The organism is Kitasatospora sp. NPDC056800, from assembly GCF_042789775.1.
GTDB lineage: Bacteria > Actinomycetota > Actinomycetes > Streptomycetales > Streptomycetaceae > Kitasatospora.
On sequence record NZ_JBHUAL010000105.1, the window covers coordinates 1 to 24,908 of the forward strand.

23 protein-coding genes and 1 pseudogene are annotated in these 24,908 nt (G+C 73.7%); 10 read left to right on the forward strand and 14 right to left on the reverse strand.

From position 1 onward, the window contains the following. From ACFRQN_RS22640 to ACFRQN_RS22670, 7 genes and pseudogenes are all read left to right on the forward strand, one after another. Positions 1 to 155: pseudogene (locus ACFRQN_RS22640) on the forward strand (IS110 family transposase); the annotation flags it as partial. 225 nt (positions 156 to 380) lie between these two features. Then, positions 381 to 935 carry a PadR family transcriptional regulator gene (locus ACFRQN_RS22645; protein ID WP_074003532.1) on the forward strand — a complete coding sequence of 185 codons (555 nt, stop codon included), beginning with the start codon at positions 381 to 383 and terminating at the stop codon, positions 933 to 935. A 364-nt stretch (positions 936 to 1,299) separates the two neighbouring features. After that, entirely contained in the window at positions 1,300 to 2,172 is an 873-nt protein-coding gene (locus ACFRQN_RS22650) for a class I SAM-dependent methyltransferase (RefSeq protein WP_074003533.1), read from the forward strand. Between the two features lie 807 nt (positions 2,173 to 2,979). After that, positions 2,980 to 3,936, forward strand: coding sequence for a PhzF family phenazine biosynthesis protein (locus ACFRQN_RS22655; RefSeq protein WP_380741667.1), 957 nt, complete (start codon positions 2,980 to 2,982; stop codon positions 3,934 to 3,936). Positions 3,937 to 4,207: 271 nt separating this feature from the next. Further along, positions 4,208 to 5,095 (forward strand): oxaloacetate decarboxylase, encoded by an 888-nt coding sequence (locus ACFRQN_RS22660; RefSeq protein WP_375877348.1) that lies wholly within the window; start codon positions 4,208 to 4,210, stop codon positions 5,093 to 5,095. Then, positions 5,092 to 5,439, forward strand: coding sequence for a hypothetical protein (locus tag ACFRQN_RS22665; RefSeq protein WP_375877347.1), 348 nt, complete (start codon positions 5,092 to 5,094; stop codon positions 5,437 to 5,439). The genes ACFRQN_RS22660 and ACFRQN_RS22665 overlap by 4 nt, the downstream gene beginning before the upstream one ends. A gap of 152 nt (positions 5,440 to 5,591) precedes the next feature. After that, complete coding sequence (locus tag ACFRQN_RS22670; RefSeq protein ID WP_380741668.1) at positions 5,592 to 6,581, forward strand: bile acid:sodium symporter family protein; 990 nt, start codon at positions 5,592 to 5,594, stop codon at positions 6,579 to 6,581. Here ACFRQN_RS22670 and ACFRQN_RS22675 read toward each other — a convergent pair. From ACFRQN_RS22675 to ACFRQN_RS22705, 7 genes are all read right to left on the reverse strand, one after another. Next, complete coding sequence (locus ACFRQN_RS22675) at positions 6,547 to 7,005, reverse strand: hypothetical protein (protein ID WP_380741669.1); 459 nt, start codon at positions 7,003 to 7,005, stop codon at positions 6,547 to 6,549. The two genes, ACFRQN_RS22670 and ACFRQN_RS22675, sit on opposite strands and share 35 nt — an antisense overlap. Before the next feature lie 64 nt (positions 7,006 to 7,069). Beyond that, positions 7,070 to 7,771 (reverse strand): DUF402 domain-containing protein, encoded by a 702-nt coding sequence (locus ACFRQN_RS22680; RefSeq protein WP_380741670.1) that lies wholly within the window; start codon positions 7,769 to 7,771, stop codon positions 7,070 to 7,072. Next, a complete protein-coding gene (locus tag ACFRQN_RS22685; RefSeq protein ID WP_049652491.1) occupies positions 7,768 to 8,610 on the reverse strand; it encodes a hypothetical protein in 843 nt (280 codons plus the stop codon). The genes ACFRQN_RS22680 and ACFRQN_RS22685 overlap by 4 nt, the downstream gene beginning before the upstream one ends. Further along, positions 8,607 to 10,484, reverse strand: coding sequence for a GMC family oxidoreductase (locus ACFRQN_RS22690; RefSeq protein WP_380741671.1), 1,878 nt, complete (start codon positions 10,482 to 10,484; stop codon positions 8,607 to 8,609). The genes ACFRQN_RS22685 and ACFRQN_RS22690 overlap by 4 nt, the downstream gene beginning before the upstream one ends. Further along, complete coding sequence (locus ACFRQN_RS22695; protein ID WP_380741672.1) at positions 10,481 to 10,975, reverse strand: hypothetical protein; 495 nt, start codon at positions 10,973 to 10,975, stop codon at positions 10,481 to 10,483. Before ACFRQN_RS22695 ends, ACFRQN_RS22690 begins: the two co-directional genes overlap by 4 nt. A 233-nt stretch (positions 10,976 to 11,208) precedes the next feature. Further along, positions 11,209 to 12,291, reverse strand: coding sequence for a TIGR03617 family F420-dependent LLM class oxidoreductase (locus ACFRQN_RS22700; RefSeq protein ID WP_380741673.1), 1,083 nt, complete (start codon positions 12,289 to 12,291; stop codon positions 11,209 to 11,211). Between the two features lie 92 nt (positions 12,292 to 12,383). Continuing rightward, entirely contained in the window at positions 12,384 to 13,022 is a 639-nt protein-coding gene (locus tag ACFRQN_RS22705; protein WP_380741674.1) for a TetR/AcrR family transcriptional regulator, read from the reverse strand. Between the two features lie 128 nt (positions 13,023 to 13,150). Here ACFRQN_RS22705 and ACFRQN_RS22710 point away from each other — a divergent pair, with 128 nt between their 5' ends. After that, positions 13,151 to 14,692, forward strand: coding sequence for a carboxylesterase/lipase family protein (locus ACFRQN_RS22710; RefSeq protein WP_380741675.1), 1,542 nt, complete (start codon positions 13,151 to 13,153; stop codon positions 14,690 to 14,692). Positions 14,693 to 14,850: 158 nt separating this feature from the next. On the opposite strand, the gene ACFRQN_RS22715 is transcribed toward ACFRQN_RS22710, so the two are convergent. Next, positions 14,851 to 15,531 (reverse strand): type 1 glutamine amidotransferase domain-containing protein, encoded by a 681-nt coding sequence (locus ACFRQN_RS22715; RefSeq protein ID WP_375874918.1) that lies wholly within the window; start codon positions 15,529 to 15,531, stop codon positions 14,851 to 14,853. Positions 15,532 to 15,781: 250 nt separating this feature from the next. Between ACFRQN_RS22715 and ACFRQN_RS22720 the strand changes: the two genes are divergently transcribed. Further along, positions 15,782 to 16,693 carry a LysR family transcriptional regulator gene (locus ACFRQN_RS22720; protein ID WP_380741676.1) on the forward strand — a complete coding sequence of 304 codons (912 nt, stop codon included), beginning with the start codon at positions 15,782 to 15,784 and terminating at the stop codon, positions 16,691 to 16,693. Positions 16,694 to 16,747: 54 nt separating this feature from the next. On the opposite strand, the gene ACFRQN_RS22725 is transcribed toward ACFRQN_RS22720, so the two are convergent. The 4 genes from ACFRQN_RS22725 to ACFRQN_RS22740 form a co-directional block, all read right to left on the reverse strand. Then, positions 16,748 to 17,581: an ABC transporter permease subunit gene (locus ACFRQN_RS22725; protein ID WP_380741677.1), complete on the reverse strand. Its 834-nt coding sequence runs from the start codon at positions 17,579 to 17,581 to the stop codon at positions 16,748 to 16,750. Continuing rightward, positions 17,578 to 18,573 (reverse strand): ABC transporter ATP-binding protein, encoded by a 996-nt coding sequence (locus ACFRQN_RS22730; RefSeq protein WP_380741678.1) that lies wholly within the window; start codon positions 18,571 to 18,573, stop codon positions 17,578 to 17,580. The genes ACFRQN_RS22725 and ACFRQN_RS22730 overlap by 4 nt, the downstream gene beginning before the upstream one ends. 155 nt (positions 18,574 to 18,728) lie before the next feature. Further along, the gene (locus ACFRQN_RS22735) at positions 18,729 to 20,156 is read right to left on the reverse strand and encodes an RtcB family protein (protein WP_380741679.1); all 1,428 of its coding nucleotides are present in this window, start codon (positions 20,154 to 20,156) and stop codon (positions 18,729 to 18,731) included. 49 nt (positions 20,157 to 20,205) lie between these two features. Then, positions 20,206 to 20,613 carry an archease gene (locus ACFRQN_RS22740; protein ID WP_380741680.1) on the reverse strand — a complete coding sequence of 136 codons (408 nt, stop codon included), beginning with the start codon at positions 20,611 to 20,613 and terminating at the stop codon, positions 20,206 to 20,208. A 314-nt stretch (positions 20,614 to 20,927) separates the two neighbouring features. On the opposite strand from ACFRQN_RS22740, the gene ACFRQN_RS22745 reads away from it, so the two are divergent. Beyond that, positions 20,928 to 22,700 carry a DUF4157 domain-containing protein gene (locus ACFRQN_RS22745; RefSeq protein ID WP_380741681.1) on the forward strand — a complete coding sequence of 591 codons (1,773 nt, stop codon included), beginning with the start codon at positions 20,928 to 20,930 and terminating at the stop codon, positions 22,698 to 22,700. Positions 22,701 to 22,758: 58 nt separating this feature from the next. Here ACFRQN_RS22745 and ACFRQN_RS22750 read toward each other — a convergent pair whose 3' ends face one another. Together ACFRQN_RS22750 and ACFRQN_RS22755 are read right to left on the reverse strand one after the other, a co-directional pair. Continuing rightward, positions 22,759 to 23,949, reverse strand: a complete 1,191-nt coding sequence (locus ACFRQN_RS22750; RefSeq protein ID WP_380741682.1) for a sensor histidine kinase — start codon at positions 23,947 to 23,949, stop codon at positions 22,759 to 22,761. Positions 23,950 to 24,071: 122 nt separating this feature from the next. Beyond that, positions 24,072 to 24,737, reverse strand: coding sequence for a response regulator transcription factor (locus tag ACFRQN_RS22755; protein WP_049650922.1), 666 nt, complete (start codon positions 24,735 to 24,737; stop codon positions 24,072 to 24,074). Positions 24,738 to 24,908 lie beyond the last annotated feature (171 nt).

A 24,908-nucleotide genomic window follows, 5' to 3' on the forward strand; every position in this document is an offset into this window, starting at 1 on the left:
AGGCGTTCTACCGGCGCAAGCGCGACGAGGGCAAGTCCCACAAGCAGGCCGTCCTGGCCCTCGCCAGGCGCCGTCTCAACGTGCTCTGGGCCCTCATACGCGACAGCCGCACCTTCGATGCAGTTGCGCCCAAGAACGCCGCCCCAGCGCAGTAAGGCAGTCACGAGGCGTCACCGCCCTGGCTTGACAACATCATTGGGAATCTCCCTTCCCCTGTGGTGCTCGTACGTGACCGGGCGGGCCCCGGCCCGCCTCGGCTCTCCTCGATCGGCTGCGGCCCTCTCGACCTGCCTCGAATAGAGATACATCGTTTCGAGGCACATCGACAAGAGGTAACATGACGACTCCACAGGGCGCACTCCGACCGAAGGGCTCCAGCCGTGTTGACGCTCGCGATCCTCGGTTTCCTGTACGACCAGCCGCTTCACGGCTACGAGCTCAAGTCCCGGATCACCGGACTGACCGGTCATGTCCGACCGGTGAGCGACGGCGCGCTCTACCCCGCCATCGCCCGGCTGGAGAAGGCCGGACTGCTGCACCGCCGCACCGAACCGGGCAGCGGCGCCGCACCGCGGCAGACGCTGGAGCTGACGGCGCAGGGGCGGGCCGAACTGCTGCGCCGCCTGGCCGACCCGGAGCAGGCCGAGATCACCGACCAGATCCGCTTCTTCACCGTCACCACGTTCCTGCACCATCTCGCCGACCCGACCCGGCAGGCCGCCGTGCTCCGCCGCCGACTGGCCTTCCTGGACGCTCCGAGCAGCTTCTTCTACGACGGGACGGGGCAGCCGGTGACCGCCGAGCGCGAGCCGAACCCCTTCCGGCGCGGGATGCTGCTCGTCGCCCGGGCCTCCACGGCGGCCGAGCGGGCCTGGCTGTCCGAGACCGTCGCGGAGCTGGAACGGCCGGGCGGGGCGGAGCTCTCGGAAGGCTAGGTCCTCTCTTTCGGATCACGTCGGATCAGCGTGCGGCGTCGGAGTGCGTGCATCGCAAGGCGGAGGAGGGAGTCCATGCGGAGCATCGGCGACCGACAACAACGCGGCGAGGTGCGTGCTCCGGCGTCGTGCGCCCGGCATGATCCGAAAGAGAGGGCCGAGGCCGACCAGGAGATTCGGGAGCGAAACGAAGGCGTGAACCCCTGCCGAACGGCAGAGCGAAGAGCCGGATTTAGGCCGTTCCGCATCTGGCTCTCCCCCGCCCCGGCGTCGCTATGATGATCCGCCTCACGTCCTCGGCGTCCCCCTCCGCGGGCGTGACCCGCCACCGCGCCCCGCCGTCCCCCTGGAGGCCGCCGTGCCCATGTCCGAGACCGCGGTCGAGGCCGCAGTCCACTCCGCGCCGCTGAAGCGGGACGACATTCCCGGCTGGTTCTTCAGCCTCGACCGGGCCGCCTTCAGCCACCTGCTGTCCGCCCAGACCGCGGCCGGCGTCACCGGCGACATCCTGGAGCTCGGCAGCTACCTCGGCCGCAGCGCCGTCCTGCTCGGCGACCACCTGCAGCCGGGTGAGCGGCTGACGGTCTGCGACTTGTTCGACTCCGAGGCGGGCGACGCCGACAACGCCGCCGAGATGAACATGTCCTACCGCAAGACCCTCACCCGCAGCGCCTTCGAGGCCAACTACCTCGCCTTCCACGGCGAGCTGCCCGAGATAGTGCAGGCCCCGACCTCGGTGCTGGCCGACGGCCGCGTCCGGGCGGACAGCTGCCGCTTCGTCCACGTCGACGCCTCCCACCTCTACGAGCACGTCGCCGGGGACATCGCGGTGGCCCGGGCCGCGCTCGGCGAGAACGGCGTGGTCGCCCTGGACGACTACCGCTCCGAGCACACCCCGGGCGTCTCCGCCGCGGTCTGGGAGGCGGTCTTCACCGGCGGACTGCGGCCGGTCCTGCTCACCCCGATGAAGTTCTACGGCACCTGGGGCGACGCGGCGGCCGCCCAGGCCGTCCTGCGGAAGCGCGACTGGCCGGCCGAGGGGTACACCGTCGACGAGGACACCATCGCCGGCGCCCGGGTGATGCGCCTCAACTACCAGGTCAAGGGCCCGATCCAGCGCTCCACCTCACGGCGGCTCGCCCTGGAGCTCCTGCCCCCGGTCGCGACCAAGGCCACCCGCCGGATGCTCCGGACACTGCGCGAACGCCGCGCCGCGCCCCCGCTCCCGCGCGCCTGACCCCTCACGCGCCGGGGCCCACTCCTCACCGGCCGGGCCCCGGCGCCGGCTTCGCCCCGTACACGGCCCTGTTCCCCCGAAGCCACGGCGAAGCGAGGAACAGCGCTCTGCAGTCGGAGTGGCACTCGACCCGGGACAGCGAGGCGGGCACCGGGACTTGGCCTACCTGAAGGACGGCGAAGTCGATGTGGGCCTGTTCGACGGCTTCGGGGCACACCTCGCGCTTGGCATGCTCGGCCGGCGCCCGGTAGATGCTCGCGACGGAGGGGTTCCGCCCCTTCCGCTTGCCGGCGGGGATGATCAGGCCGGGCTGGATCTGTTCGACGGACCGCCACCCGCGTGGCGGCGCAGGACGGTGTGCACCGTGTCGTCGGTGATGACGGGCGGTCGGCCGCCCTCCTTGCCCTTGCGGGCCGCGGTGTGCCCTTCGAGGGTGGACGCGCGGAGTGGGCGGTGCGGACGTCCGCGCTCGGCGGGTCCGGGTCGGTCGGCGCACTTCGGAGGGGCTTGCCGGCAGGGGTCCGGCACCCCGTGATCGATCTTGCTCTCGCACTGGACCGTTCGCGAGAAGGCACCCCTGGTGGACACTTAGTCCAGGCTGGATATAACGTCCAACTCATGAGGAGCCCTGACGCACGCACGGATCCGCGCGTGCAGACCTGGGCGCCCTGGACTCGGCACTCGCCTCGGCCGTCCTCCACGAACCGACCCCGCCGGTCCGATGATCACCATGCTCAATGTCGACCCCGGCAGCCACGGACGACAGCCCAGCCGACGACAGCAGAGCCACTCGAAGAGAGAACCGCGATGACGACCCACTCCGCCGGCACCCCTGCGCTCCCCACACTCGCGAGCGACAACTCGACCTTCTCCGGCGATGACGGGTGCATGAAATTCGAACTGGTCGAAGTATTCGGGAATGAGCCGCTGACCGGAGGACCACTCGGAGTGGTCACGTACTCTGCCGCATGCGACGATGCGCTGATGCAACGCCTGGCGGCCCGCCTGGCCATGCCGGAAACCGTCTTCCTGCGCCGGGGTGACGGAGGAGAGGTGGAGGTGCGGATCTTCACTCCCTACGTCGAGCTGGACTTCGCAGGTCATCCCCTCGTGGGAGCAGCCGCAGTGGCGGTGCGGCAGGGCCTGGCCCAGCCCGGCCGGGTGGCGCTGCGCACTCGGGGCGGAATCGTTCACGCGCAGGTGGGGCCGACAGGGGAAAGTGCGGTACTGGAGGAACGGGCCTGCCAGGTGGGTCCGCCCGTCGTTCCGGATCTCGTATGCGAAGCGGTTGGGCTCGCTCCGGACGCGGCAGTGGGGCCCGTGAGATTGGCATCGGCCGGGCTCGGGTTCGCCTGCCTCCCGGTGAGCGCCGCCGACCTGGAGTCGGCCGAGGCCCTGCCGCACAGGGTTGCGGCGCTCGCCGAGAGGGTGCCCGGACTGGCCGGCGTCTTCGGGGTGGCAGTGTTCGTTCCGCAACTGCCCGAAGTCCGCGCTCGGGTCTTCGTTCCCGAGCCGGTTTGCGCGGAAGACCCCGCTACAGGCTCGGCCGCACTGGCAATGGCCGGATGGCTGGCGCACACGGGGCCGATCGACAAGCCCGTGGTGTTCGACATCGTCCAGGGCACCACCGAACTCGGCTTCTCCAGATTGCGGGTGGAAGTCCGCAGGAATGCCGATGGGGGCATATTCGCAAGCGTCGGCGGCGGGGTACGCACCTTGCTGAAAGGGCAGCTCATGACGGGCAAAATGGTCGACCGGGCCTGAGAACCGCTCGCCCGGCGATTCACGTGACGGCAGTCGACTCCGACAGCCCTGCCTCCGGGGCGCCGACCCCGACCACCTTGCTGGAGCGTCACAGCATTTAGCCGATATGCATATCAGCATCTTTCATATCTTCGACATTTCTTCACTCTCGCGAGTGAATCTCACTTAAAGATTTGCCCACGGAACCTTAAAGAGCGCATAGTGATGACACCTCAGTTCGGTCTGGTAAGCACCAAGTTCAGGCAAAGTCATCCCCAGTGAGGAGAAGACCTTGTTCCACGGAAACACGGCAACGGACAGCCCCGGGCAGCGGCTGCGCGCGGAGATCGCGGGCCCGGGGGCGACGCCGCTGATCGGCGTCTACGACATGTACTCGGCCTCCATCGCGGCCGAGCACTACGACGGCATGTTCGTCTCCGGCTTCGGCTTCGCGGCCTCCTACTACGGGCTGCCGGACATCGGTTTCATCGCCTGGCCCGACATGGTGGGCTTCGTCGAACGGCTGCGCGGGGCCTTTCCCCGGCACCACCTGCTGGTCGACATCGACGACGGCTACGTCGATCCGGAGGTGGCCTGCCACGTCGTGCGCAAGCTCGAACGGATCGGCGCGTCGGGCGTGATCCTGGAGGACCAGAAGCGGCCGCGCCGCTGCGGGCACGCGGACGGCAAGCTGGTGCTCCCGCTGGAGGAGTACCTGGAGAAGCTGGAGCTCGTCCTCGCCAACCGGACGGACTTGGTGGTGGTCGCGCGCACCGACGCCACCGAGGAGGCCGACATCCTGCGGCGGGCCCGGGCGCTCGCCGCCACCGACGCCGACGTGGTGCTCGTGGACGGCGTGCGCAGCGAGGAGTGGATCCGCCGGATCCGCCGGGTGGTCGGCGACAAGCCGCTGCTGTTCAACCAGATCGCGGGCGGCAAGTCGCCCCGGCTGTCGCTCTCGGAGCTGTCGGCCCTGGGGGTGGACGTGGCCATCTACAGCACCCCGTGCCTGTTCGCCGCGCACCGGGCGATGGACGACGCCCTGTCCGAGCTGAAGAGCGCCGACGGACGGCTGCCCACCCCGTCCGGGGGGCGTGAGCAGGTCGGCGTGCGGGAGTCGACCGAGCTGCTGGAGCGGAACATCGCGCGCCCCAGGGGGCTGATGGCGGTGACGGCATGAGGGCCGGGCAGCTCAGGCCGGCCCGGCCCTCGCCCGTCCTGCCCTCGTCGGCCCAGCCCTCGGCGGCCGCCGCCCTGCGGGCCACCGCACTGGGGCTGGCCGGGGCCTGCGCCCTGCTCGCGGGCGCCGCGGCGCCCGCAGCCGCCGGCGGCGGGCTGATCACGGTCGTGGACAACTCGAACGCCGACTCCTGGCTGGAGATCGACCGGACGGCCAACCTCCAGAACGGCAGCGGCTCCGCGGGCAGCGACCACGACGGCGCCGGCTCGCTGGTGGGCGGCCTGCTCGGCCCGGGATCCTCCTCCGGGCCCGCCCTCCGCCCGGTGACGGGAGGCGGCCCGTGACCGACGGCCTGGCGCGCCCGGAGCAGCCACCAGGGCTCCGGGCGCGCGGGGAGCGGCCCCGTGGGGCAAAGGCGCTCGAGGTACGGGCGCGGACGCGACGCGGCTCCGGGCCCCGCTCCCGAAGACTGCTGCCGCGCTGGCTGGACCCGTACATGGCGGCGCTGGCCGGAACGGTCGGGCTGGCCGCGCTGTTCCCGGCCTCCGGCGCCTCGGCACGGGTCGCCGAAGTGGCCTGCGACCTCGCGGTGGCGCTGCTGTTCTTCCTCTACGGCGCCCGGCTCTCCACCCGCGAGACGCTGGCCGGGCTGCGCCACCTGCGGCTGCACGGGCTGGTGGTGGCCACCACCTTTGTCCTCTTCCCGCTGCTCGGCGTGGCCACCGCGCTGCTCACGCCCGTCCCGCTCACCGGGCCGTTGCAGACCGGGGTGCTGTTCCTCTGTCTGGTGCCCTCGACGGTGCAGTCCTCGGTGGCGCTCACCGGCGCCGCCGGGGGCAACGTCCCGGCGGCGATCTGTGCCGGCACCTACTCCAGCCTGGCGGGTCTGGCGCTGACACCGCTGCTGGCGGCCTGGCTGCTGGGTTCGCACACCGAGCTGTCCGCCGACGGGCTGCTGCGGATCGGGCTGCAGTTGCTCGCGCCCTTCCTGCTCGGACAGGTGCTGCGGCCGTGGCTCGGCGGTCCGCTGTCCCGGCATAAACGGGTGCTCACGCCAGTGGATCGCGGCTCGATCCTGCTGGTCGTCTACACGGCGTTCAGCGCGGCGGTGTCCCAGGGCATCTGGGGCCTGGCCACCCCGCTGGCACTGCTCGGGCTCCTCGCGGTACTTCTCGCCCTGCTCGCCGCCGCCCTGGCGGCCACCGGGCTCGGTGCCCGGCTGCTGGGGCTCGATCGGTCGGCCACCGTGGCGGCGGTGCTCTGCGGTTCGCAGAAGAGCCTGGCCAACGGCCTGCCGATGGCCACCGTCCTGTTCGGAGCGCAAGCCGGGCTGATGGTGCTGCCGCTGATGCTCTACCACCAGCTCCAGCTGATCGTCGGCACCGTCCTCGCCGGTCGCTGGTCGCGGGCGGCGGCGGGCGGCGCGGCACCCGGCTCGGTCCCGCCCGCGCTCACCGGTCCGGGCGCTCCGCCAGCGCCCGGGTGATCCCCCGGCGCAGCCTGGCCGAGGCCCCGGGCTGTCGGCCGAACGGGCGCAGCCGCTCGGCCGACAGCTCCGGTCGGCGGGCCAGCTCCAGGACGGCCGCGTACGGGCGGTCGCCCTCCCGCAGGCGGTCCCCGACGAGATCGACCAGGCCGTCCAACGCCTCGCCTGTGAGAGCGGGGTGGGCCGCGACCAAGCGAAGGAGGCGATTGTTGTTCCACACCTGCTGCCGGCGCCCGGCCAACACCGCCAGCAGGTCGGTGGGGGCGGCCGGGTTGTCGGCGATCGCGTGCCAGACGAACGGGTACTCGCCGATCGCCAGTCGGCGCAGGACGTCGGGATTCGAGGTCCGTTCGGCGAGCCGCCGGTAGTCGCCGCCGTCGTGCAGGTGCTTGAGCGCCTCCATGTCGTCCGTCGTGTCCGCCATGCCCATCCTGTCCGCCGCAGCCGTCACGTCTGCCCCTCGCCGTCCTTCGTGCAGGGGCGCGACCCTAACAGTCCACTGATCCGCCCTCATCCCACTTTCCGGCGGGGGTGCTGAGGGCGGTGGCCGGGACGGTGGGCAGCGGTCCCTCCGGCGGGAGCGTCCAGGCGTCCGGGTCGGGGGCGAACGGGCCGGTGCGGTCCCGGAGCTGGGCGAGGGCGAGCTCCCGGGCCCGGTCCAGTTGCCGGTGGGTGGCCTCGTCAACGACGCCGAGGCGCCGGGCCTGGGCGTACTCGTCCTCGTCCTTCCAGCTGTACGACGACAGATCGGGGGTGATCACGAGGTCCAGGAAGAGGTCGAGGGTGTCGATGCCGATGGCCGTCCGGCGGTACGGGCGCTCGAAGTTGACGTACCAGCGCAGCGGCCGGCCGTCGGGTGTCAGGAAACGGTGCACGCTGAACGGCACTCCGGCGGTGAAGCGGCTGAGCACCACGGTGTCGCGCCAGGTCCAGTGGTCGAGTTCCCACCGGCCGGAGGCGAGGTCGTGAACGCAGTCCAGGCGCAGGGCGTCGTCTCCGGCGTACGCGGCGACGGTCCAGCTGGCCGGGGCCAGGCTCTCCGTCCCCGGGCTGGCGGTGAGGGTCAGGACGTCGCCGTTGTCCGCGAGCACGGTGTAGGGCATGGCCGACCAGACCCGGCCGTGGGCGACGTCCCGCCGTACGGCGGTGCCGCTCAGGGCGAAGACGGGAGCCGAGCCCGGGGCCGTCACCGGACGTAGTAGGCGCGGTTGTGGGCGGCGACGGGCGGGGACTGGTAGGTCCAGACCCCGGCGGCCGGGGCGTCGGCGATCAGGTGGGCGAGGTCGCGGGCGGACTCCTCGGCGGGGTTGCCGAGGTCGAGCCGGACGCGGTCGGCGGTGCGGTCGTCCAGCGCGTAGTAGCGGTAGGGCTGGTAGACGTTGAGCGGTCCGGCCAGCAGCTTGCCCTCGTCGTCGGTGCCGTAGCCGGTGATCGGGGTGTTGTTGACGGACTCGGGGGTGAGGCCCACCAGGTTCACATCCAGGGCGAGGAGTTCCTCGTCGTGGCGGCTCAGCCCGTCCGGCCCGAGGGCGGCCCGACGGCAGGAGACCGACCAGCGTTCGCGCACGTCGGGCGCGTTGAGGGAGGGCAGGGTGGTCTCGAACCAGCCCGGGTGCTTGGGCTCGGCGTACAGCCGGCGCCCGGCGTCGATGGCGAGCGGGTTGTCGCAGAGCACATGCAGCCGCGCGATGCCGAGCAGCTTGGTCTGGTCGTAACCCCGGGCGTACTGGCCGTAGTTGACCACCGGCATCCGCTCCTCGGCGAAGACCGGGTGGGCGATCAGGTTGATCTCCAGCTCCTGGGTGATGCCGCCGCCGTTCGGATACTGGGCGAAGTAGAGCTGGAAGTTGAGCGAGACGCAGGCCCCGCCGTCGAAGGCGGCGACGCTCAGCCCGGGGTGGCGCTTGGCGAGCAGTTCACTCGCCCGCGCACGGTCGACCAGGTAGTCGACACCGACGTTGTGCAACGCACCGTAGTGGAAGGGCAGGTGGTACGGCTCCGGTACGGGCGGCAGCGGCAGGCCGGTCATGAGGGCTCCGAGGACGAGGGGGACGAGGGGGACGAGGAGGACGGCGAGGAGAACGGCAAGGGGGGCGACGACGGGGTCAACGCGGGTGAGAACACGGGCGCTACGGGGACACGGCTGGCGGCCGGGGGCGCCACCGCCGCCGGGCGGTGCAGCTCCAGCAGGTCGCGGTGCATCCGCTCGGCGCTGCGCAGCGCGAGGGCGGCCATGGTGAGCGAGGGGTTGGAGGTGCCAAGGGAGGGCATCGACCCGCAGCCGACGGCGTACAGGTTGGGGTGCTCCCAGCACCGCTGCCAGTGGTCGACCACCGAGTTCGCGGGCGAGTCGCCCATGATGTGGGTGCCACCGGCGTGGCCGGCGCCCCGGTAGCCGTGGACGGTTCCCCGGTGTTCGAGCCGTCCCGGCCATCCGGCCGCCGGGTAGGCGGTGTGGTCCTCGGCGCCGAGCAGCGCGAACAGCTGGTCGGAGACGGCCCGGGCCGAGGCCATGCCCTCGCGGACGTACTCGGAGACGTCGTAGCGGATGGCCGGGCTCGGCAGGCCGAGCGGGTCGCGCCGGTCCCGGTCGAGGGTGACCCGGTTGGCCGGGTCGGCGGGCTGCTCCAGCTCGAACTGGAGCGAGAACTGACGGCCCAGCCGGTCGCCGAGCCGCTCCCGGAGCTCCTTGCCCCGGAGGCCCGCCGCGAGCAGCGACGCCGCCTCGGCCTCCGGCGCGCCGCCCGCCCAGGACCAGCCCCAGTTGCCGATCTCGATCCGGAACGGCGCCCGGCGGTCCCGCCCGGGTCCGAAGCGGAACGCCTCCAGGCCGCTGGTGGAGCCGGGCCCCCGGTAGGGGCCGACCGGTCGGGGCATCAGCCCCCAGGTGAGCAGGGCCGGGTGGTCCATCAGGTTCCGGCCGACCTGGTCGCTGCGGTCGGCCAGACCGGAGAGGAGCAGCAGCCGGGCGTTCTCGATCGCGTGCGCGGCCAGGACGACCAGGTCCGCCGTCACCCGGTGGGTCGTGCCGCCCGCGAGGTACTCGACTTCCCGGGCCCGCCCGGTCTCCGGGTCGGCCAGCACCCGGCTGACGACGGCCTCCGTGCGCAGTTCGACCCCGGCCGCCCAGCGGGCCTGGGTACGCATCGGGGTGTACTTGGCGCCGCTCGGGCAGGCCGGGACACAGCTGGAACTGCCCGCGCAGAGCGGCCCGTCGGCGGAGCCGGGCCTGGTCGGCACGCCGTTGCGGGCGTGCGGGGTGGCGGTGACGGCGAGCCGGGCGGGGCCGGGCACGGCGGGATCGCGGACAGTCCGGCCGTCGAGGGCCCGGGCCAGCTGCCGGTCGAGGTAGCTGGCCGGGATGGCCCGCATCGGGAAGTCGTAGCCGTCCGGGATGGGCAGTCCGACGGCACGGCGCTGCTCCTCGGCGTCGGCGGCGACGCCGAGTTCCCGTTCGGCCTCGCGGTAGTGGGGTTCCAGGTCGTGGTAGCCGATCGGCCAGTTGCGGCCGTGGCCGAGGTCGCCGGTGCGGAAGTCCTCGGGGTGCATGCGCGGGGTGAGTCCGGTCCAGAGCAGCCCGGTGCCGCCGTTGGCGCGCAGGTAGCCGCTGGCGTAGGGCAGCGGCCCGTACTGGCGGAGGTGGCCGGTGGCGGTGAAGCCGCCGTCCGGGTTCCCGGTGAGGTCGGTGACGTCGGGTGACGGCGCCTCGGGGCTGTGCGGGTAGGGCGAGGTGGGCGGTCCGCCGCCGGCCGCGCGGTGGGCGGTGGCGGCCTCGGCGCCGGTGGGCGCGGCCCGGCCGGCCTCCAGGACGAGGACCCGCCAGCCCTGTGCGCCCAGGCGGTGGGCGACCAGTGTCCCGGCGAAGCCCGCGCCGACCACGACGGCGTCCCAACGGGCGGTCACCGGCCCTCACCGCCGTTCTCCGGTGCCACTGCCCCGGTGCCCCGCGATGCGGTGCCTCCCGACGTCCCGGCCCCGCCCAGGATCTCCGCCCCTCCCCGGACCTCGGGGCCCGGAACCTCGGCACCCCGGGGCGCGCCGGCCCAGCTGCCGTGCCCCAGGGCGGCGGCGCCGGGCGGGACGGCGTGGAAGGTCCGCCAGACCAGCCCCTGGTCGTGGGCGCGGGCGGAGGAGGGCGCCTCGCCGGGCCAGGCGCCGACGTACCAGAGGTGGACCAGGGCGTGCTCGTCGCGGACCCGGTGGGCCAGCGTGGTGCGGTGGTGCTCGTCCGCCATGCCGGTGGAGCGCAGCTCGGGCACGTCGAACCCGGTCAGCTCGGCGCAGACGCGGAGGAACTCGTCCGGGTCGGCCAGGGCGTCGACGTACGCCTTCGCTCCCGGATCCCAGCGCTCCGCCAGGTCGTAGTCGGCCGGACGGTTGTCGGACACGGACACGCGGACACCCCCACGATCGGCAACGGGTGGCCGAGGCATGACAGGCCGTACGGCGCAACGGTCCATACGGCACGACAGGCCCCGCACAACGCGGCAGGTCCGGGGCCGCCGGTCCTCGCGGGGACGGCCCTGCCTGCCACCGCGATCCTGCCGCCCGCCCTCACCACCGGAAACGCGTTGCACGAATCTGCCCGGACTTCATCACCCTGTGCCCGGTCGGCCGTCCATCCCGATCATCCGGCGTCCGCTTCCGGTCGGCCCAGCACCCGCACCGCCGCCAGGACGTCCAGGCCCAGCTCCGGGTCGGCGTCCTCGGGGAGGCTGACGGACAGCCGGGTGACCAGCCCCGCGTAGCGGCGGTGGATCTCCCCCGCGACCTCCTCGACCGGACCGCAGACCGCGAAGGTGTCGAACACCTCGTCGTCGATCAGCGCGGCCATCTCCGCCCAGCGCCCGCGCACCGAGTGGGTGTGCAGCTCCTCCTGGAGCCTCTCCCAGCCGTGCTGCGCCAGCACCGGGCGGTAGGCCGGCGTGGAGGCGTAGAACGCGAGCCGCTCGCGGGTGGCGGCCCGGTTGGCCGCCAGCTCCTCCTCGGTGCGGCCGGTGGCGGTGAGCACGTTGCCGACGATCTCGAACGGCCGCTCCGTCCACGCGGCGCCCTCCGCCTCGGCCCGGGCCCGTTCCTCGGTCAGGCCCGGCAGCACCTGCTCGGCCAGGTAGGCGGTGGAGGAGAACGGGTGGCTCAGGAAGCCGTCGGCCACCGCCCCGGCGGTCCGGGTCATCAGCGGCCCGACGCCCGCCAGCAGGATGCGCGGCACCCCGGACGGGACCGGATCCGGCGAGAACACCGGCGTCATCACCGTGTGGGTGTAGAACTCGCCCCGGAAGCGCAGCCGTTCGCCGGTCTGCCAGCTGTGCCAGATCGCCCGCACCGCGTGCACGTACTCGCGCATCCGGGCGGCCGGGCGGTCCCAGGGCATCCCGAAGCGCTTCTCGATGTGCGGCTTGACCTGCGAGCCCAGCCCGATGACGGCCCGTCCGCCGGAGGCCGCGTGCAGCCCCCAGGCCTGGTAGGCGAGCGTCATCGGGGTCCGCGCGAAGGCCACCGCGATGCCGGTGGCCAGCTCGATCGACTCGGTCCGGTCGGCCGCCCGGGCGAGCTGGAGGAACGGGTCGTACGCGGTCTCGGCGACCACCAGCCGGTCCATGCCCCGGCGTTCGGCCCGCTCGGCGGCGTCCAGGATGCCCGCCGGGTGTCCGGAGGCGGTGGCGTCGAGGCGCAGGGCGGCGGGTCGGAGGGCGGCGGGTCGGTCCATGGCGGTGCTCCTGGTCGCGGGCGGCGGTGCTACCCGGGTAGCCTGCCACGCCCCGCCCCGGGCCCCCGGGCCCCGGACCGACCGCCGCCCCCTCACCGACCGCCGACGGCACCGCCCGCACCGCCCGCACCACCCGGCGCCGCGAACAGCCGGTCCAGGTGCCGGTCGACGGCCGTGAGCACGGCGGCGGGCTCGACCACGTCCAGCTCCAGCAGCGTGGTGAACCCGGTGAGCGCGAGCAGCAGGTCCGTCTCCACCACCGGGTCGCGGTCGGCCGCGAGCTGCCCGTCGGCGATCGCCTGCCGGACGATCCCCTCGACCATCGCCCGCCCCTGGAGCAGTCCGCCGCGCGCCCGCGCGTGGACCTCCTCGTCGTGCAGCGCCTCCAGCACGTAGGCGGCGCTCATCCGGCTGGTCGCCCGCGCGTCGGCGTGCAGGGGCAGCAGCTCGACCAGCATCGCCCGCAGCACGTCGCGCGGGTGCGGCCGCTCGCCGAGCTCCGCCAGTGCCCGGCCGACCCGCAGCCCGCTCTGCTCGCCGGCGAAGTCCATCGCGAAGGTGAGCATCTGCGCCCGGGAGCCGAAGTAGTGCTGGAGCTGCCCGAGCGAGATGCCCGCCTCCTGGGCGACCTCGCGCATCGTCAGGTGCGTGGCGCCGCGCCGCTCCACGACCCGCCACAGCGCGCGGGCGATCGTCTCGCGGCGTTCCCGGTGGTCGACCTGCTTGGGCATCGGCGGCGGCTCCTCGGATTCTCCCCGCGGGCCGCGGAGGCCGCGGACCCTGCGGGATCTTTTCCATACGCTTGACATAATACAGCTGACCTATAACGTGGGAAGCCTTCCGAGGGAGGAGCGTCCACATGTCGGAGCAGCCCGTCATCCGCACCACCGAAGGACTCGTCCGCGGCCGCTGGGAGCCGCGGCGCGAGCCGGGACAGCATCCGGAGCAGCACCACGAGCAGCGAGGCGGCCGGGAACTCGCCGTCTTCCGCGGCATCCGCTACGCCCAGCCGCCCGTCGGAGCCCTCCGCTTCGCCGCCCCCGCCGAGCCCGAGCCGTGGGACGGCGTCCGCGAGGCCGTCGTTTTCGGCCCCGTCGTCCCCCAGTCCGGGCCGATGCCCGCCGGGTCCGGCGAGTCGTCCGAGGACACCGACTGGCTGACGCTCGACGTCTGCACGCCCGATCCGGGCGCGGCCGGGCTGCCGGTCCTGGTCTGGATCCACGGCGGCGGATTCATGTCCGGCACCGCCGGCGACCCGCTGTACGACCCGACCGCCCTGGCCTCCGCCGGGCTGGTCGTGGTGGCCGTCAACTACCGCGTGGGCGCCGAGGGCTTCGCCCTGCTGAAGGGCGCCCCGGCCAACCGGGCCTTCCTCGACCAGATCGCCGCCCTGCACTGGGTGCGGCGCAACATCGCCCGGTTCGGCGGGGACCCGGCCCGGGTGACCGTCGCCGGGCAGTCCGCGGGCGCCGGCTCGGTCGCCGCCCTGCTGGCGATGGCCCCGGCCCGCGGCCTGTTCCGGCGGGCCGTCGCCCACTCGGTGCCGGGCAACCACTGCACCCCCGCGCTGGCCGCCGAGGTCACCGCCGAGCTCGCGAAACTGCTCGGCACCGTCCCCACCGCCGCCGCGCTGGCCGAGGTGCACCCCTGGCGCCTGGCCTCGGCGGTCACCGAGCTGAATGCCGCGCTGCCGGACCACGTCGCACGCTGGGGCCGACTGGCACGGAGCGGCATCGCCACCGTCCCGGTGGTCGACGGCGAGGTCCTGCCGGGCTCCCCGTGGTCGGCGCTGACCGCCGGCGTGGACCTGCTGGTCGGTCACACCCGGGACGAGTTCCGGCTGTTCAGCGTCCTCAGCGGCCGACACGGCGGCTTCACCGAGGAGGAGGCGCGGCGCATGCTGAAGGCGTTCGCACCGACGCCGGGCGGCCCGGACGCCTACCGGTCCGCCCTCCCCGGCGCGACGCCCTCCGAACTCCTCGAAGCCGTCGGCTCCGACGCCCTGTTCCGGGTGCCGTCCCTCCGGCTGGCCGAGGCCAACGCGGCCGCCGGCGGCACCTCGTACCTCTTCGAGCTCGCCCTGCCCGCCCCCGCCCTCGGCGGCGTCCTCGGCGCCTGCCACGGCCTGGACGTACCGCTCGCGTTCGGCAGCCTGGACAGCCCGACGGCGCGGCAGTCGCTCGGCGACCCGCCCCCGCCGGAGGCCGTCCGGGTGTCGGCGGAGCTGCGCCGGGCCTGGGTCCGGTTCGCCACCACCGGCGACCCGGGGTGGCCCGCCTTCGATCCGGACCAGCAGCTCACCCGCGTCCTGGACGCCCGCTCGGAGACCGTCCGCTACCCGGAACAGGCCGCCCGCCGGATCTGGGCGGGGCACCCCCTCACCGCCTACGACCTGCGCTGACGGGGGCCCGGCCGGACGGGGAGTCCGAGGGCGGGTGCCGTGGACGGCCGTACGGCGCGGGCGCATGCCCGCGCCGTACCCGCCGTGGGCTCCTCACCCGTTCAGGCAGCTCCCGTGTACGGACACCCGCACGGACCGGCCGTTCCACCGCTACGTCCCTACTTCCCCGCGTCCTTCAGCAGCCGCAGCAGCCCGGTCGCCACCAGGGCTGAGGAGGCAGGGTTCTGACCAGTCACCAGGTTGCGGTCGACCACCGCGTGCGGCGCCCAGGGCTCGCCCTCCTCGAAGTCCACGCCGAGCCCGACCAGCCGGTCCTGGAGCAGCCACGGCGCGCGGTCCGCCAGGCCGGCCTGGGTCTCCTCGGCGTTGGTGAAGCCGGTCACCCGGTACCCGGCGAAGGGCGAGCCGCCGTCCTCGGTCCGCGCGGCGAGCAGCGCGGCCGGGCCGTGGCAGACCACTCCGAGCGGGCGCCCGGAGGCGAGCACCCGGGTGAGCAGCCGGCCGGAGTCGGCGTCGACCGCCAGGTCCTCCATCGGGCCGTGGCCGCCGGGGTAGAACACGGCGTCGTAGTCGGCCGGGTCGACCTCGGCCAGCACCAGCGGCTGCCGGAACTCGGCGATCCCCGCCAGTTCCTCGGCCATCGCCGGGTCGGTCAGGCTGGCCCGGTCCGCGACCGGGACGACACCGCCGGGGGTGGCGACGGCGACCCGGTGGCCGGCCTCGGTGAAGGCGCGGTACGGGACGACCGCCTCCTCCGCCCAGAAGCCGGTCGGGTGCTCGGTGCCGTCGTTCAGGGTCCAGACCTTCGAACCGGTCAGGACGAACAGGATGTCGGCCATGGGGATGTGCCTCCGGGGGTGCCGCGGTCTCCGCCACGACGGTCCGCCGCGGCGCTCACGCGGTCGACGCTAGACGCGCCCGGCCCGCGGGAACCAATGGGCCACGCGATACGAGGCATCGGAATTCCGATACCTCACTCGGACCGTCGAGCCGGTCGCCAAGCTCAGCACCGAACTGACCACGGAATCCACCATCGGGCCCACCCCAGGGCCCACCGCCGAGCCATCGGAATCCCGTACGCTCACGGGCATGAGCGATCGCCCGGCCACCGGCTCCGGCCCGCTGGACCTCAACCAGCTGCGGACCTTCCTCGCCGTGCACCGGGCGGGCTCCTTCACCGCGGCCGCGCACCTGCTGGGCCTCTCCCAGTCCACGGTGACCGCACAGATCCGGGCACTGGAGCAGCGGCTCGGCCGGGAGCTGTTCGAACGCCGGGCCCGCGGGGTCAGCCCGCTGCCGTACGCCGACGACCTCGCCGCCCGCCTGGCCGGGCCCCTGGACCGGCTCGCGGGCCTCGCCGACGGACGCGGCGGCGGCGCGCCGGAACCGGTGCACCTGGCCGGGCCGGCCGAGTTCCTCGGCACCGTCCTGCTGGCCGAGCTGGCCCCGCTGGTCGCGCAGGGCGTCCAGCTGCGGGTGACCGGCGGGCTCACCGACCCGCTGCTGGCGGAACTGCGCGCCGGGCAGCACGACCTGGTGGTCGCCACCCGGCGTCCGCGCGGCCGGACGCTGCTCGCCGAACCGCTCGCCGACGAGGAGTTCGTCCTGGTCGCGGCCCCGGCCTGGGCCGAGCGGCTGGCCGGCCGGGAGCTGCCCGACGCGCTGGCCGAGGCACCGCTGCTCAGCTACGCCGAGGACCTGCCGATCGCCCGCCGCTACTGGCGGCACGTCTTCGACCGGCGGCTGCACGCCCGGGCCGCGGTCACCGTGCCGGACCTGCGGGCGCTGCTCTCGGCGGTGACCGCGGGCGCGGGCTGGAGCGTGCTGCCCGGCTACCTGTGCCGGGCCGAACTCGCCTCCGGGGCCCTGCGGTTGCTGCACGAGCCGGCCGATCCGCCGATCAACACCGCCTACCTGGTGCGCCGTCCGGCCGGCTCGGCCAACCCGCACGTGGCCCTGGTCCGCGAACACCTGCTGGCCGCGGCCCGCACCTGGGGCTGACCGGCCGCACCCCCACCGACCGGCCGCCCACCAGCCACACACCGCGCCCCGGGATCAGACCGCCAGGTCCCGCCGTTCCAGCAGCCGGAAGGCCGCCACCAGCCCGAGCAGCCCCACCCCGAGCAGCACGCCGAACGCCGCCCACGGCACCCCGCCGTGGCCGAGCACGTCGCCCGGCGCGTAGTAGTGGAACGGGCTGAGGTAGCGCAACGGCCGGGCCGGGGACCAGGCCAGCGCGACGAAGTTGAGCGCGAAGCCGACCGCGCCGAAGGCGACGGCCGCGCCGACCACATGGGCCCGCCGCCGGCTGACCGCGGAGACCGCCAGCACCGGTCCGGTCAGGCAGAACGCGAGGGCGCAGCCGAGCAGTCCGGCGGTGAACACCGCGCCCTCCGGGACGGCCTCGCGCAGCGGCGCGGAGGCGGCCACCCCGAGCGCGAGGGTCAGCGTGGCGGCGGCGTTGAGCAGCACCGAGGCGGCGACCAGGGCGCCGGTCCGCTCGGCGAGCAGCCGGCGGCGGGAGACCGGGCGGGTCATCAGCAGCTCGATGGTGCCGGACTCGACGTCGGCCGCGACGGCGGCGGCGCCGAGCGAGCCGATCACGGTCAGCTGGAGGGCGATCCAGAACGGGTGGGTGAGCCCGGCGCCGAGCAGGCCGGGGTAACTGGCGATGGAGACGTCGCCGTTGGAACCGCTGAAGGCCTTGAACGCGCCGGGCGGGGTGCGGCCGCCGCCGAACAGGTCGCCGGGCGGGATGGTCCCGGCGATCACCACGATCAGGGCCTCGAAGACGACCATGCCGAACAGCAGGGAGAGCAGCATCCGGCGCCGCCGGTGCAGGGCGAGCCAGACCAGCGGGAGGCGGCGGTTGACGGTGCCCGGGTTCACGGCCGCTCCTCCCGCTCCGGCCGGCTGCCGCCGGTCGAAGGCTCCTCGGCCCCGACGGACCGGTAAAGGTCGAGGAAGGCCTCGTCCAGGCCCGCCTCCTCCACCGTCAGGTCTGCGACCGGCAGTTCGGCGAGCAGGCTGCGCACCGCCGCGACCACCTCGTCCGGCGGCACCAGCAGCTCCACCCGCGGGCCGTCCCAGCGCGGGGACCACCGCTCGGCGGCGCCCAGCGGCCGGGCGCCCCGCCCGTCGTCGAGGAGCAGCCGGACCCGGCGGGCCCGGGCCTGGCGCAGTTCGGCCACCGAGCGGACGGTGACCAGTCGGCCGTGGCGGACGATGGCGACCCGGCCGCAGGTCCGCTGCACCTCGGGCAGCACGTGGCTGGAGAGCAGGACGGTCCGTCCGGCCGCGGCCTCCTCGGCGAGCAGTTCGTAGAAGGTCTCCTGGACGAGCGGGTCGAGCCCCTCGCTCGGCTCGTCCAACACCACCACCGGCGGCCGGTGCTGGAGCGACTGGACGAGTCCGAGCTTCTGCTTCATGCCGCGCGAGTACTGCCCCACCGGCCGGGCCAGGTCGGCCCGGGAGAGCTTCAGCCGCTCGCACAGCTCGCGCTGGCGCGGGACCGGGGCGCCCTGGAGGGCGGCGAGCAGGTCGAGGGTCTGCTGCCCGGTGAGCTCGGGGTAGAGCCGCAGTTCGCCGGGCAGGTAGCCGATCGAGGGGGCGAGCCGGCCGTGGTCGGCCACCGGGTCCAGGCCGAGCACCCGCACCTGCCCGTCGCTGGGGCCGAGCAGGCCGACCAGGCAGCGCAGCGTGGTGGTCTTGCCGGCGCCGTTGGGGCCGAGCAGGCCGAACACCTCGCCGGCCTCGACCGACACGTCCAGCTGTTCGATGCCGACCGTACTGCCGTAGCGCTTGGTGAGCGCCCGCAGTTCGATCACCGGACCGTCTCCGGTGCCCCTGCGGTCGACGGCTGGATCCGGGCTTCCCGGCATGACCACCTCCTGTGAGGGACGCGCCCGACGGTGCCGGACGGGCTCCGGCGACGGGATGCGATCCGTCGCCGGACGCGCCCCGGTGACGGACGCGTCCGACATCCAAGCGCGCCCGGCCGGGCGAGTCGAGGGACGCGGCCGAAGCGGAGGACGTCTCACCCCTTGCACACCCCCAGCGGCACCAGCCGGGCGACCTGCCGGGCGAGCCCCGCCGCCTCGGTCACGGCGGCCACCGCGTCGACGTCCTTGTACGCCTCGGGGGTCTCCTCGGCCAGCGCCCGCCAGGAGGCCGGCCGCACCGCGATCCCCCGCGCCTCCAGCTCGCCCTTCAGCCGCTCGCCACGCACGGTGCGCAGCGCCTGGTGGCGGCTCAGCACCCGCCCGGCGCCGTGGCAGGCGGAGCGGAAGGCCTCGTTGCCGGGCAGTCCGACCATGACGTACGAGGCGGTGCCCATGGTGCCCGGCACCAGCACCGGCTGCCCGGCCTCCACCAGGTCGGCGGGCAGGTCGGGGTCGCCCGGCGGCAGCGCCCGGGTGGCGCCCTTGCGGTGCACGCACAGCGTCCGGAGCTCGCCGTCGACCTCGTGGGTCTCCAGCTTGGCGAGGTTGTGCGAGACGTCGTAGACCAGCTCCAGCCCGACGCCGAGCACCGTGGCGAAGGCGCGGCGGGCCGCCTCGGCGAGCAGCTGCCGGTTGGCCCGGCCGTAGTTGGCGGCCGCGGTCATGGCGCCCAGGTAGGCGCGGCCGCGCGGGGAGTCGACCGGGGTGCAGGCGAGCTGGCGGTCCGGGAGCTCGATCCGGTAGCGGTGCAGTTCGCGGTCCATGGCGCGGACGTGGTCGGTGCAGATCTGGTGGCCGAGGCCGCGCGAGCCGCAGTGGATCATGACGCAGACCTGGCCCGGCCGCACTCCGAAGGCGGTGGCGGTCCGCGGGTCGTGCACCCGGTCGACGGCCTGCACCTCCAGGAAGTGGTTGGCCGATCCGAGGCTGCCGACCTGCTGCAGCCCGCGCTCGACGGCCCGGGTGCTCACCTCCCCGGGGGCCGCGCCGGCCAGCACGCCACGGTCCTCGCAGCGTTCCAGGTCGCGCGGCACGCCGTGGCCGTGCTCGACGGCGTAGCGGGCGCCGCCGAGCAGCAGCTCGTCCAGCTCCTCCGGTCCGCCGAGCCGCCACAGGCCGCCCCGGCCCAGGCCGCGCGGGACGGTGCGGTCCAGCAGGTCCATCAGGCGGCCGATCCGCTCCGGGTCGAGTTCGTCCCGGCCGACCCCGGCCGCCAGCAGCCGGACCCCGCAGGAGATGTCGAAGCCCACCCCGCCCGGCGAGACCACCCCGCCCCGCTCGACGTCGGTCGCGGCGACCCCGCCGATCGGGAAGCCGTAACCCCAGTGCACGTCCGGCATCGCGTAGGAGGCGCGGACGATCCCGGGCAGCGTCGCCACGTTCGCCACCTGCTCCAACGCCTTGTCCCCGGCGGCCTGCGGCAGCAGCGCGGCGCTCGCGAACACCACCCCGGGCACCCGCATCGGCGGGCGCGGCTCGATCCGCCAGCGGTACCGGCCGGCCTCGGTCAGTGCGATCTCCACCTCGCTCACCCCGCTCCCGCGGCTCCGGCCCACCGTGCCGGGACCGGGCTCAGACGTCCACCGTGGCCCGGCAGGTCCAGCCGTCCGGCCCGGCGCTCAGGTCCAGGTCGTGCAGTGAGACGGCCTTCGGCACGGCGCCGACCAGGGCGGCCGTGGCGGCGTCGGCCATCCGGAACCGGACCGCCACCCGACGGGCGCCGTCCAGGCCCTCGATCGGACCGACCGCCACCGCCACCGGCAGCTCGCCGTCGACGTCCATCCGGTAGACGACCTCCTCCAGGACGCCCGCCAGCAGGTCCGGATCGCTCACCGCGAGGACCGTGCAGCCGCGCTCACCGACGATCCGCGCGCCGGCCAGGTCGGCGAAGCTGCCGACGACGCCGTGCACCAGCTCGCCGATACAGCCCTCCGCCGTCGGCGCCCAGGCCTCGACCCGCAGGTCGGCCGTGTGCGGCACACTCCGGTGCCCGCCGGCGGACCGGCCGGCAGGCTCGTCTCCGTCCACGAGCGACGCCTCCCGCACCCGTTTCCCTCTCCCCTCCAGCCTCGTCCCGCGGCCCACCCGGGGGCAAATGCGGCCGATCCGGCGGCCGGGTGCCGCAGCAGGCCCTCGCGCAGGGCGATGGCGTACGGCCGAATGGTGGCCGTGTCTGCGCGACGGGCAGCGCGTCGTGCCCGATCAGGCAGTCCGGACTGCCTTCGCGCCTCTGGTGGAGCCCCTGCCCGTCTGTTAGTCAGGAGGGTGACCGCCTGCCGTGCGAGAGGGAGACCATGCACGCCCAGCACAGCGCGAAGACCGATGAGGCCGAGCGCAGCCGTCCACCGGTGAGCAAGCCCGCAGTCGGGGGCGCGCCGCCTCTCCTGGCCCTCCAGCGCAGCGTCGGCAACGCGGCGGTCGTCCGGATGCTCCGCCGGACCGGGCGGCCAGGGGCTCAGGAAGAGCCCCGGCAGGGCGGCGAATTCGACTACGGGCAGGCCGAACACGCCGTTCAGCGCTCCACCGTCCAGGACGTCCTGCGCTCCCCGGGGCGTCCGCTCGACCACGGCACGCGCACCGAGATGGAAGGCCGGCTCGGCGCGGACTTCTCGGACGTCCGCATCCACACGGACGCCGCCGCGCGGGCCTCGGCAGTGGACGTGGGCGCCCGCGCCTACACCTCCGGCCACCACGTCGTCATCGGCGAGGGCGGAGGCGACAAGCACACCCTCGCCCACGAACTCACCCACGTCATCCAGCAGCGCCAGGGCCCCGTCGCCGGAACGGACGACGGCACCGGGCTGAAGGTCTCCGACCCCTCCGACCGCTTCGAACGCGAGGCCGAGGCCAACGCCGTTCGCGTCATGCGGCGGTCGGTGCATCCGCCGGCGCGGACCGAGGGCGGAGCCGCCGTCGGCACCCGTACCGACGTAGCGGTGCAGCGCGCGACGGCGGAGGAGGACCGCGAGGTCGCGGCGAACCTCGCGGAGGCCGCCGGCGGGCGCCTCGGGAGCACCGAGCCGTGGGCGCGCGAGACGTTCGATCCTCACGACACGGAGATCGGCGCGGACAGGACCGGTGTCCACATCGCCAGCGTCCAGGCCCCCACGGACAAGGTGATGAAAGCGGGTGCGCAGTGGTCGGCCGTCGAGCTGGATAAGAAGAAGAAGCTCCTGGGCGAGGCGCTGGACACCGCGTTCCTCGAATGGAGCAAGCGGTACGACCCGGAGCAGGTGTACATCTTCACCGCGCCGGAGTACTACTTCAGCGGCCAGGGCACCCACTTCCTGAGCGGGGACCAGGCGGCCGGCGTGGACGAGTGGCTCGCCGACCGCCTGGCGATCCTACCCAGCAACTACCTGGTGGTGCCGGGAACCATCGGCCGCCGACGTTCCCTCGACGCGCACGAATCGGACCAGGCGCGCGCCGAACAGCAGGAGGGCCGGAAGCGGCTCAAGGAGAACATGGGTGCCGACAACGGATACGCCAAGGACTCGGTAGCGGAGCTGGAGGAGATCTGGGAGCAAGGACCTGACCCCGACGGGTCGGGCAACGTGACCGTGTTCGACAACTACGCGCGTGTCTTCCAGGGCGGCCAGGATCCGACGACCTACACGAAGCGTTTCGAGGCGCCGGACTGGGGAGGAGCTCCGGACCGTTCACAGGAGGAGATGGAGCAAGGCTTCTTCGCCATCGGGCAGGAGAACTTCGAGACCACGGTGAAGGGCGTTCAGGTCCGTCTCCAAATATGCTCGGACAACGCCGCGGAGAGCCTCTGGAACGAACCGTACGAAGGCGTCCACATCCTGGTGGCGGCGAACTTCGGCGACGCGGGCGAGAGCCAGGCCAACATGCACGGGGACACCTTCGTCGTGGCCGACTCGGGACATTCCCAGCTCTTCGAGGCCGACAATCCGGTCCCGCCGGCGGACAGCGTCGAGGACCTCCGGTACCACGCTGCCGAGAAGCGGAAGATGACGGGCAAGAGCCCGGAGGCGACCAGCACGAAGGGACCGGTCTCGCTGAACTTCTACCGCACGGCGACCCGGGAACCCAGCGCCCAGTAGGCGCTGGGGCGGTGGGCGAGGCCGATCGCGTGCCCTGCGGGTGCCGCCGCCCGCCGGGTCAGGCCGTGGGGAACTCGACCCGGACGCGCAGTCCGCCCGTGCTGCCGGGGTCGGCGGTGACGGTGGCGTGGTGGGCGCGCGCGATGGAGGCGACGATGGACAGGCCGAGGCCCGCGCCCTCACGCGGGCTGTGCCGACGCTCCTGGAGGCGGCGGAAGGGCTCGAAGAGGTAGGGGACCGTCTCCGGCGGCACCTGGGGGCCGGTGTTGGCGACCTCCAGGACGCCGTCGCGCACGTCGACGTCGACCCGGCCGCCGTCGTGGTTGTAGCGCAGGGCGTTGCCGACCAGGTTGCGTACCAGGTGTGCCAGCAGCACCGGATCACCCTCGACGGACACGGGGGCGGTGTCGGTCCGGACGGTGACGCCGTTCGCCCGGGCTTCCTCCGGGGCGGCGCACTCGGCGGCCACCGCGCGGGCCAGTTGGTCCAGTGCGACCGGTTCGCGGTGGTCCAGCCTCTGGTCGGAGACGGACAGCAACAACAGGCCCTCGATGAGCCGTTCGCTGCTCTCGGAGACCTCGATCAGTTTGCGGCGGACCCGGGCGACGGCGGCCGGGTCCCCGGTGGCCAGCCCGATCTCGGCCGCGGCCCGCTGCACCGCGAGCGGGGTGCGCAGTTCGTGTGCGGCGTTGGCCGCGAACCGCTGCTGCGCACCGACCAGTTGCTCCATGCGGTCGAGCATGTCGTCGAAGGTGTCGGCGAGCTGTTTGAGTTCGCCCGGGGGTGCGTCGAGGGCGATCCGCTCGTGCAGGTTCTCGCCCGAGAGCCGCCGCGCCGTGTTGGTGATCACCGCCACCGGGCGCAGCACCCGTCCCGACATCCACCAGGCCAGTGCCATCGAGATGACGGCGAAGGCGGCCAGGGCGATCAGGGAGACGGTCAGCAGCTGGTTCTGGGCGGCCTGCTCGGCGGCCTGGGTGACGACCTTGACGGCCTGGAAGTGGGACTGTCCGCCGTCGGCGGGGTCGGTTCCGGCGGGGGCGCTCCCGGGTGGGGCGTTCGCGGGTGCGGCGGTTCCCACCATGAGGGTCTTCGCCGCCGCGGCCGGGTCCGGGGTCGCCAGTGTGGCCAGTCGCGGTTCGACGGCGACGGCCGTGCTGATCGAGGTGTACAGCCCCTCCCGGACCAGGAAGTTGACCAGGACGATGAGCATCGCCCCGGCGAGGACGAGCAGCCCGCCGTAGAGCATGGTCAGCCGGCCCCGCTCCCCGCCCGGCAGCCGCGGGCGAGCTCTGCCCGGTAGCCGCGGGCGTGCTCTGCCCGGCAGCGGAAGCAGCGGAAGGCGGTTCGGGCCGACCGGGGCGGAGCGCCTCACGCCGGGACGCCGATGCGGTAGCCGTGGCCGGGCACGGTGTCGATGACCGACGGCTCGCCGAGCTTGGCGCGGAGCTTGCTGAGGGCGACCCGGACCGCGTTGGTGCGGTATCCCATGTTCCGCTCCCACACCTGGTCGATCAGGTCCTCACCGCTGACCACGGCGCCCTCGGCCTGCATCAGCACCTCCAGGACGCCGAACTCCTTGCGGGACAGGGCGAGGTAGCGGCCCTCCCGGAAGGCCTGGCGGCGGGCGGTGTCGAGGGTGATGCCGGCACGTTCGATGACCGGCGGAAGGGCGGGGTGGGTGCGGCGGCCGAGGGCCAGGACCCGGGCCAGCAGTTCCTCGTAGGCGAACGGCTTGGTGAGGTAGTCGTCCGCGCCCAGGTCCAGGCCGTCGACGCGGTCGCGGACGGTGCCGGCGGCGGTGAGCATCAGCACCCGGGTCAGCAGCCGCTGCTCGACGACGCTCCGGCACACCTCGTCGCCGTGCGCTCCGGGCAGGTCGCGGTCGAGTACGAGCACGTCGTAGTCGGTGAGGCGCAGCCGTTCCAGCGCGTCGGCGCCGTTGTACACGACGTCGACGGCCAGGGCGTCGCGCCGCAATCCCTCGGCGATCATGTCCGCCAGGAATTCCTCGTCCTCCACGATCAGTACACGCATGACATCAGGTGTACCTGAAATCCACCTTTCGTCGCCGTAAAGGTCTCGGCTGACAGCGGCGAAACGCGGGTGCGTGCCAGCCTCTGCGTCGTCGGTCACCCGGTATCGGAGACGTATCGGACACGGTGGCCGGCCACTCGCAATCGGACTCGGAGGAATTCCATGCGGAAC

Coding starts and splice junctions, on each gene's coding strand:
- ACFRQN_RS22670 (WP_380741668.1), top strand. CDS start 5,592: ATGGCGGCGCTGGCCGGAACGGTCGGGCTGGCCGCGCTGTTCCCGGCC.
- ACFRQN_RS22650 (WP_074003533.1), top strand. CDS start 1,300: ATGTCCGAGACCGCGGTCGAGGCCGCAGTCCACTCCGCGCCGCTGAAG.
- ACFRQN_RS22755 (WP_049650922.1), bottom strand. CDS start 24,737: ATGCGTGTACTGATCGTGGAGGACGAGGAATTCCTGGCGGACATGATC.
- ACFRQN_RS22730 (WP_380741678.1), bottom strand. CDS start 18,573: ATGCCGGGAAGCCCGGATCCAGCCGTCGACCGCAGGGGCACCGGAGAC.
- ACFRQN_RS22715 (WP_375874918.1), bottom strand. CDS start 15,531: ATGGCCGACATCCTGTTCGTCCTGACCGGTTCGAAGGTCTGGACCCTG.
- ACFRQN_RS22685 (WP_049652491.1), bottom strand. CDS start 8,610: ATGACCGGCCTGCCGCTGCCGCCCGTACCGGAGCCGTACCACCTGCCC.
- ACFRQN_RS22665 (WP_375877347.1), top strand. CDS start 5,092: ATGAGGGCCGGGCAGCTCAGGCCGGCCCGGCCCTCGCCCGTCCTGCCC.
- ACFRQN_RS22655 (WP_380741667.1), top strand. CDS start 2,980: ATGACGACCCACTCCGCCGGCACCCCTGCGCTCCCCACACTCGCGAGC.
- ACFRQN_RS22700 (WP_380741673.1), bottom strand. CDS start 12,291: ATGGACCGACCCGCCGCCCTCCGACCCGCCGCCCTGCGCCTCGACGCC.
- ACFRQN_RS22705 (WP_380741674.1), bottom strand. CDS start 13,022: ATGCCCAAGCAGGTCGACCACCGGGAACGCCGCGAGACGATCGCCCGC.
- ACFRQN_RS22710 (WP_380741675.1), top strand. CDS start 13,151: ATGTCGGAGCAGCCCGTCATCCGCACCACCGAAGGACTCGTCCGCGGC.
- ACFRQN_RS22720 (WP_380741676.1), top strand. CDS start 15,782: ATGAGCGATCGCCCGGCCACCGGCTCCGGCCCGCTGGACCTCAACCAG.
- ACFRQN_RS22675 (WP_380741669.1), bottom strand. CDS start 7,005: ATGGCGGACACGACGGACGACATGGAGGCGCTCAAGCACCTGCACGAC.
- ACFRQN_RS22745 (WP_380741681.1), top strand. CDS start 20,928: ATGCACGCCCAGCACAGCGCGAAGACCGATGAGGCCGAGCGCAGCCGT.
- ACFRQN_RS22750 (WP_380741682.1), bottom strand. CDS start 23,949: ATGCTCTACGGCGGGCTGCTCGTCCTCGCCGGGGCGATGCTCATCGTC.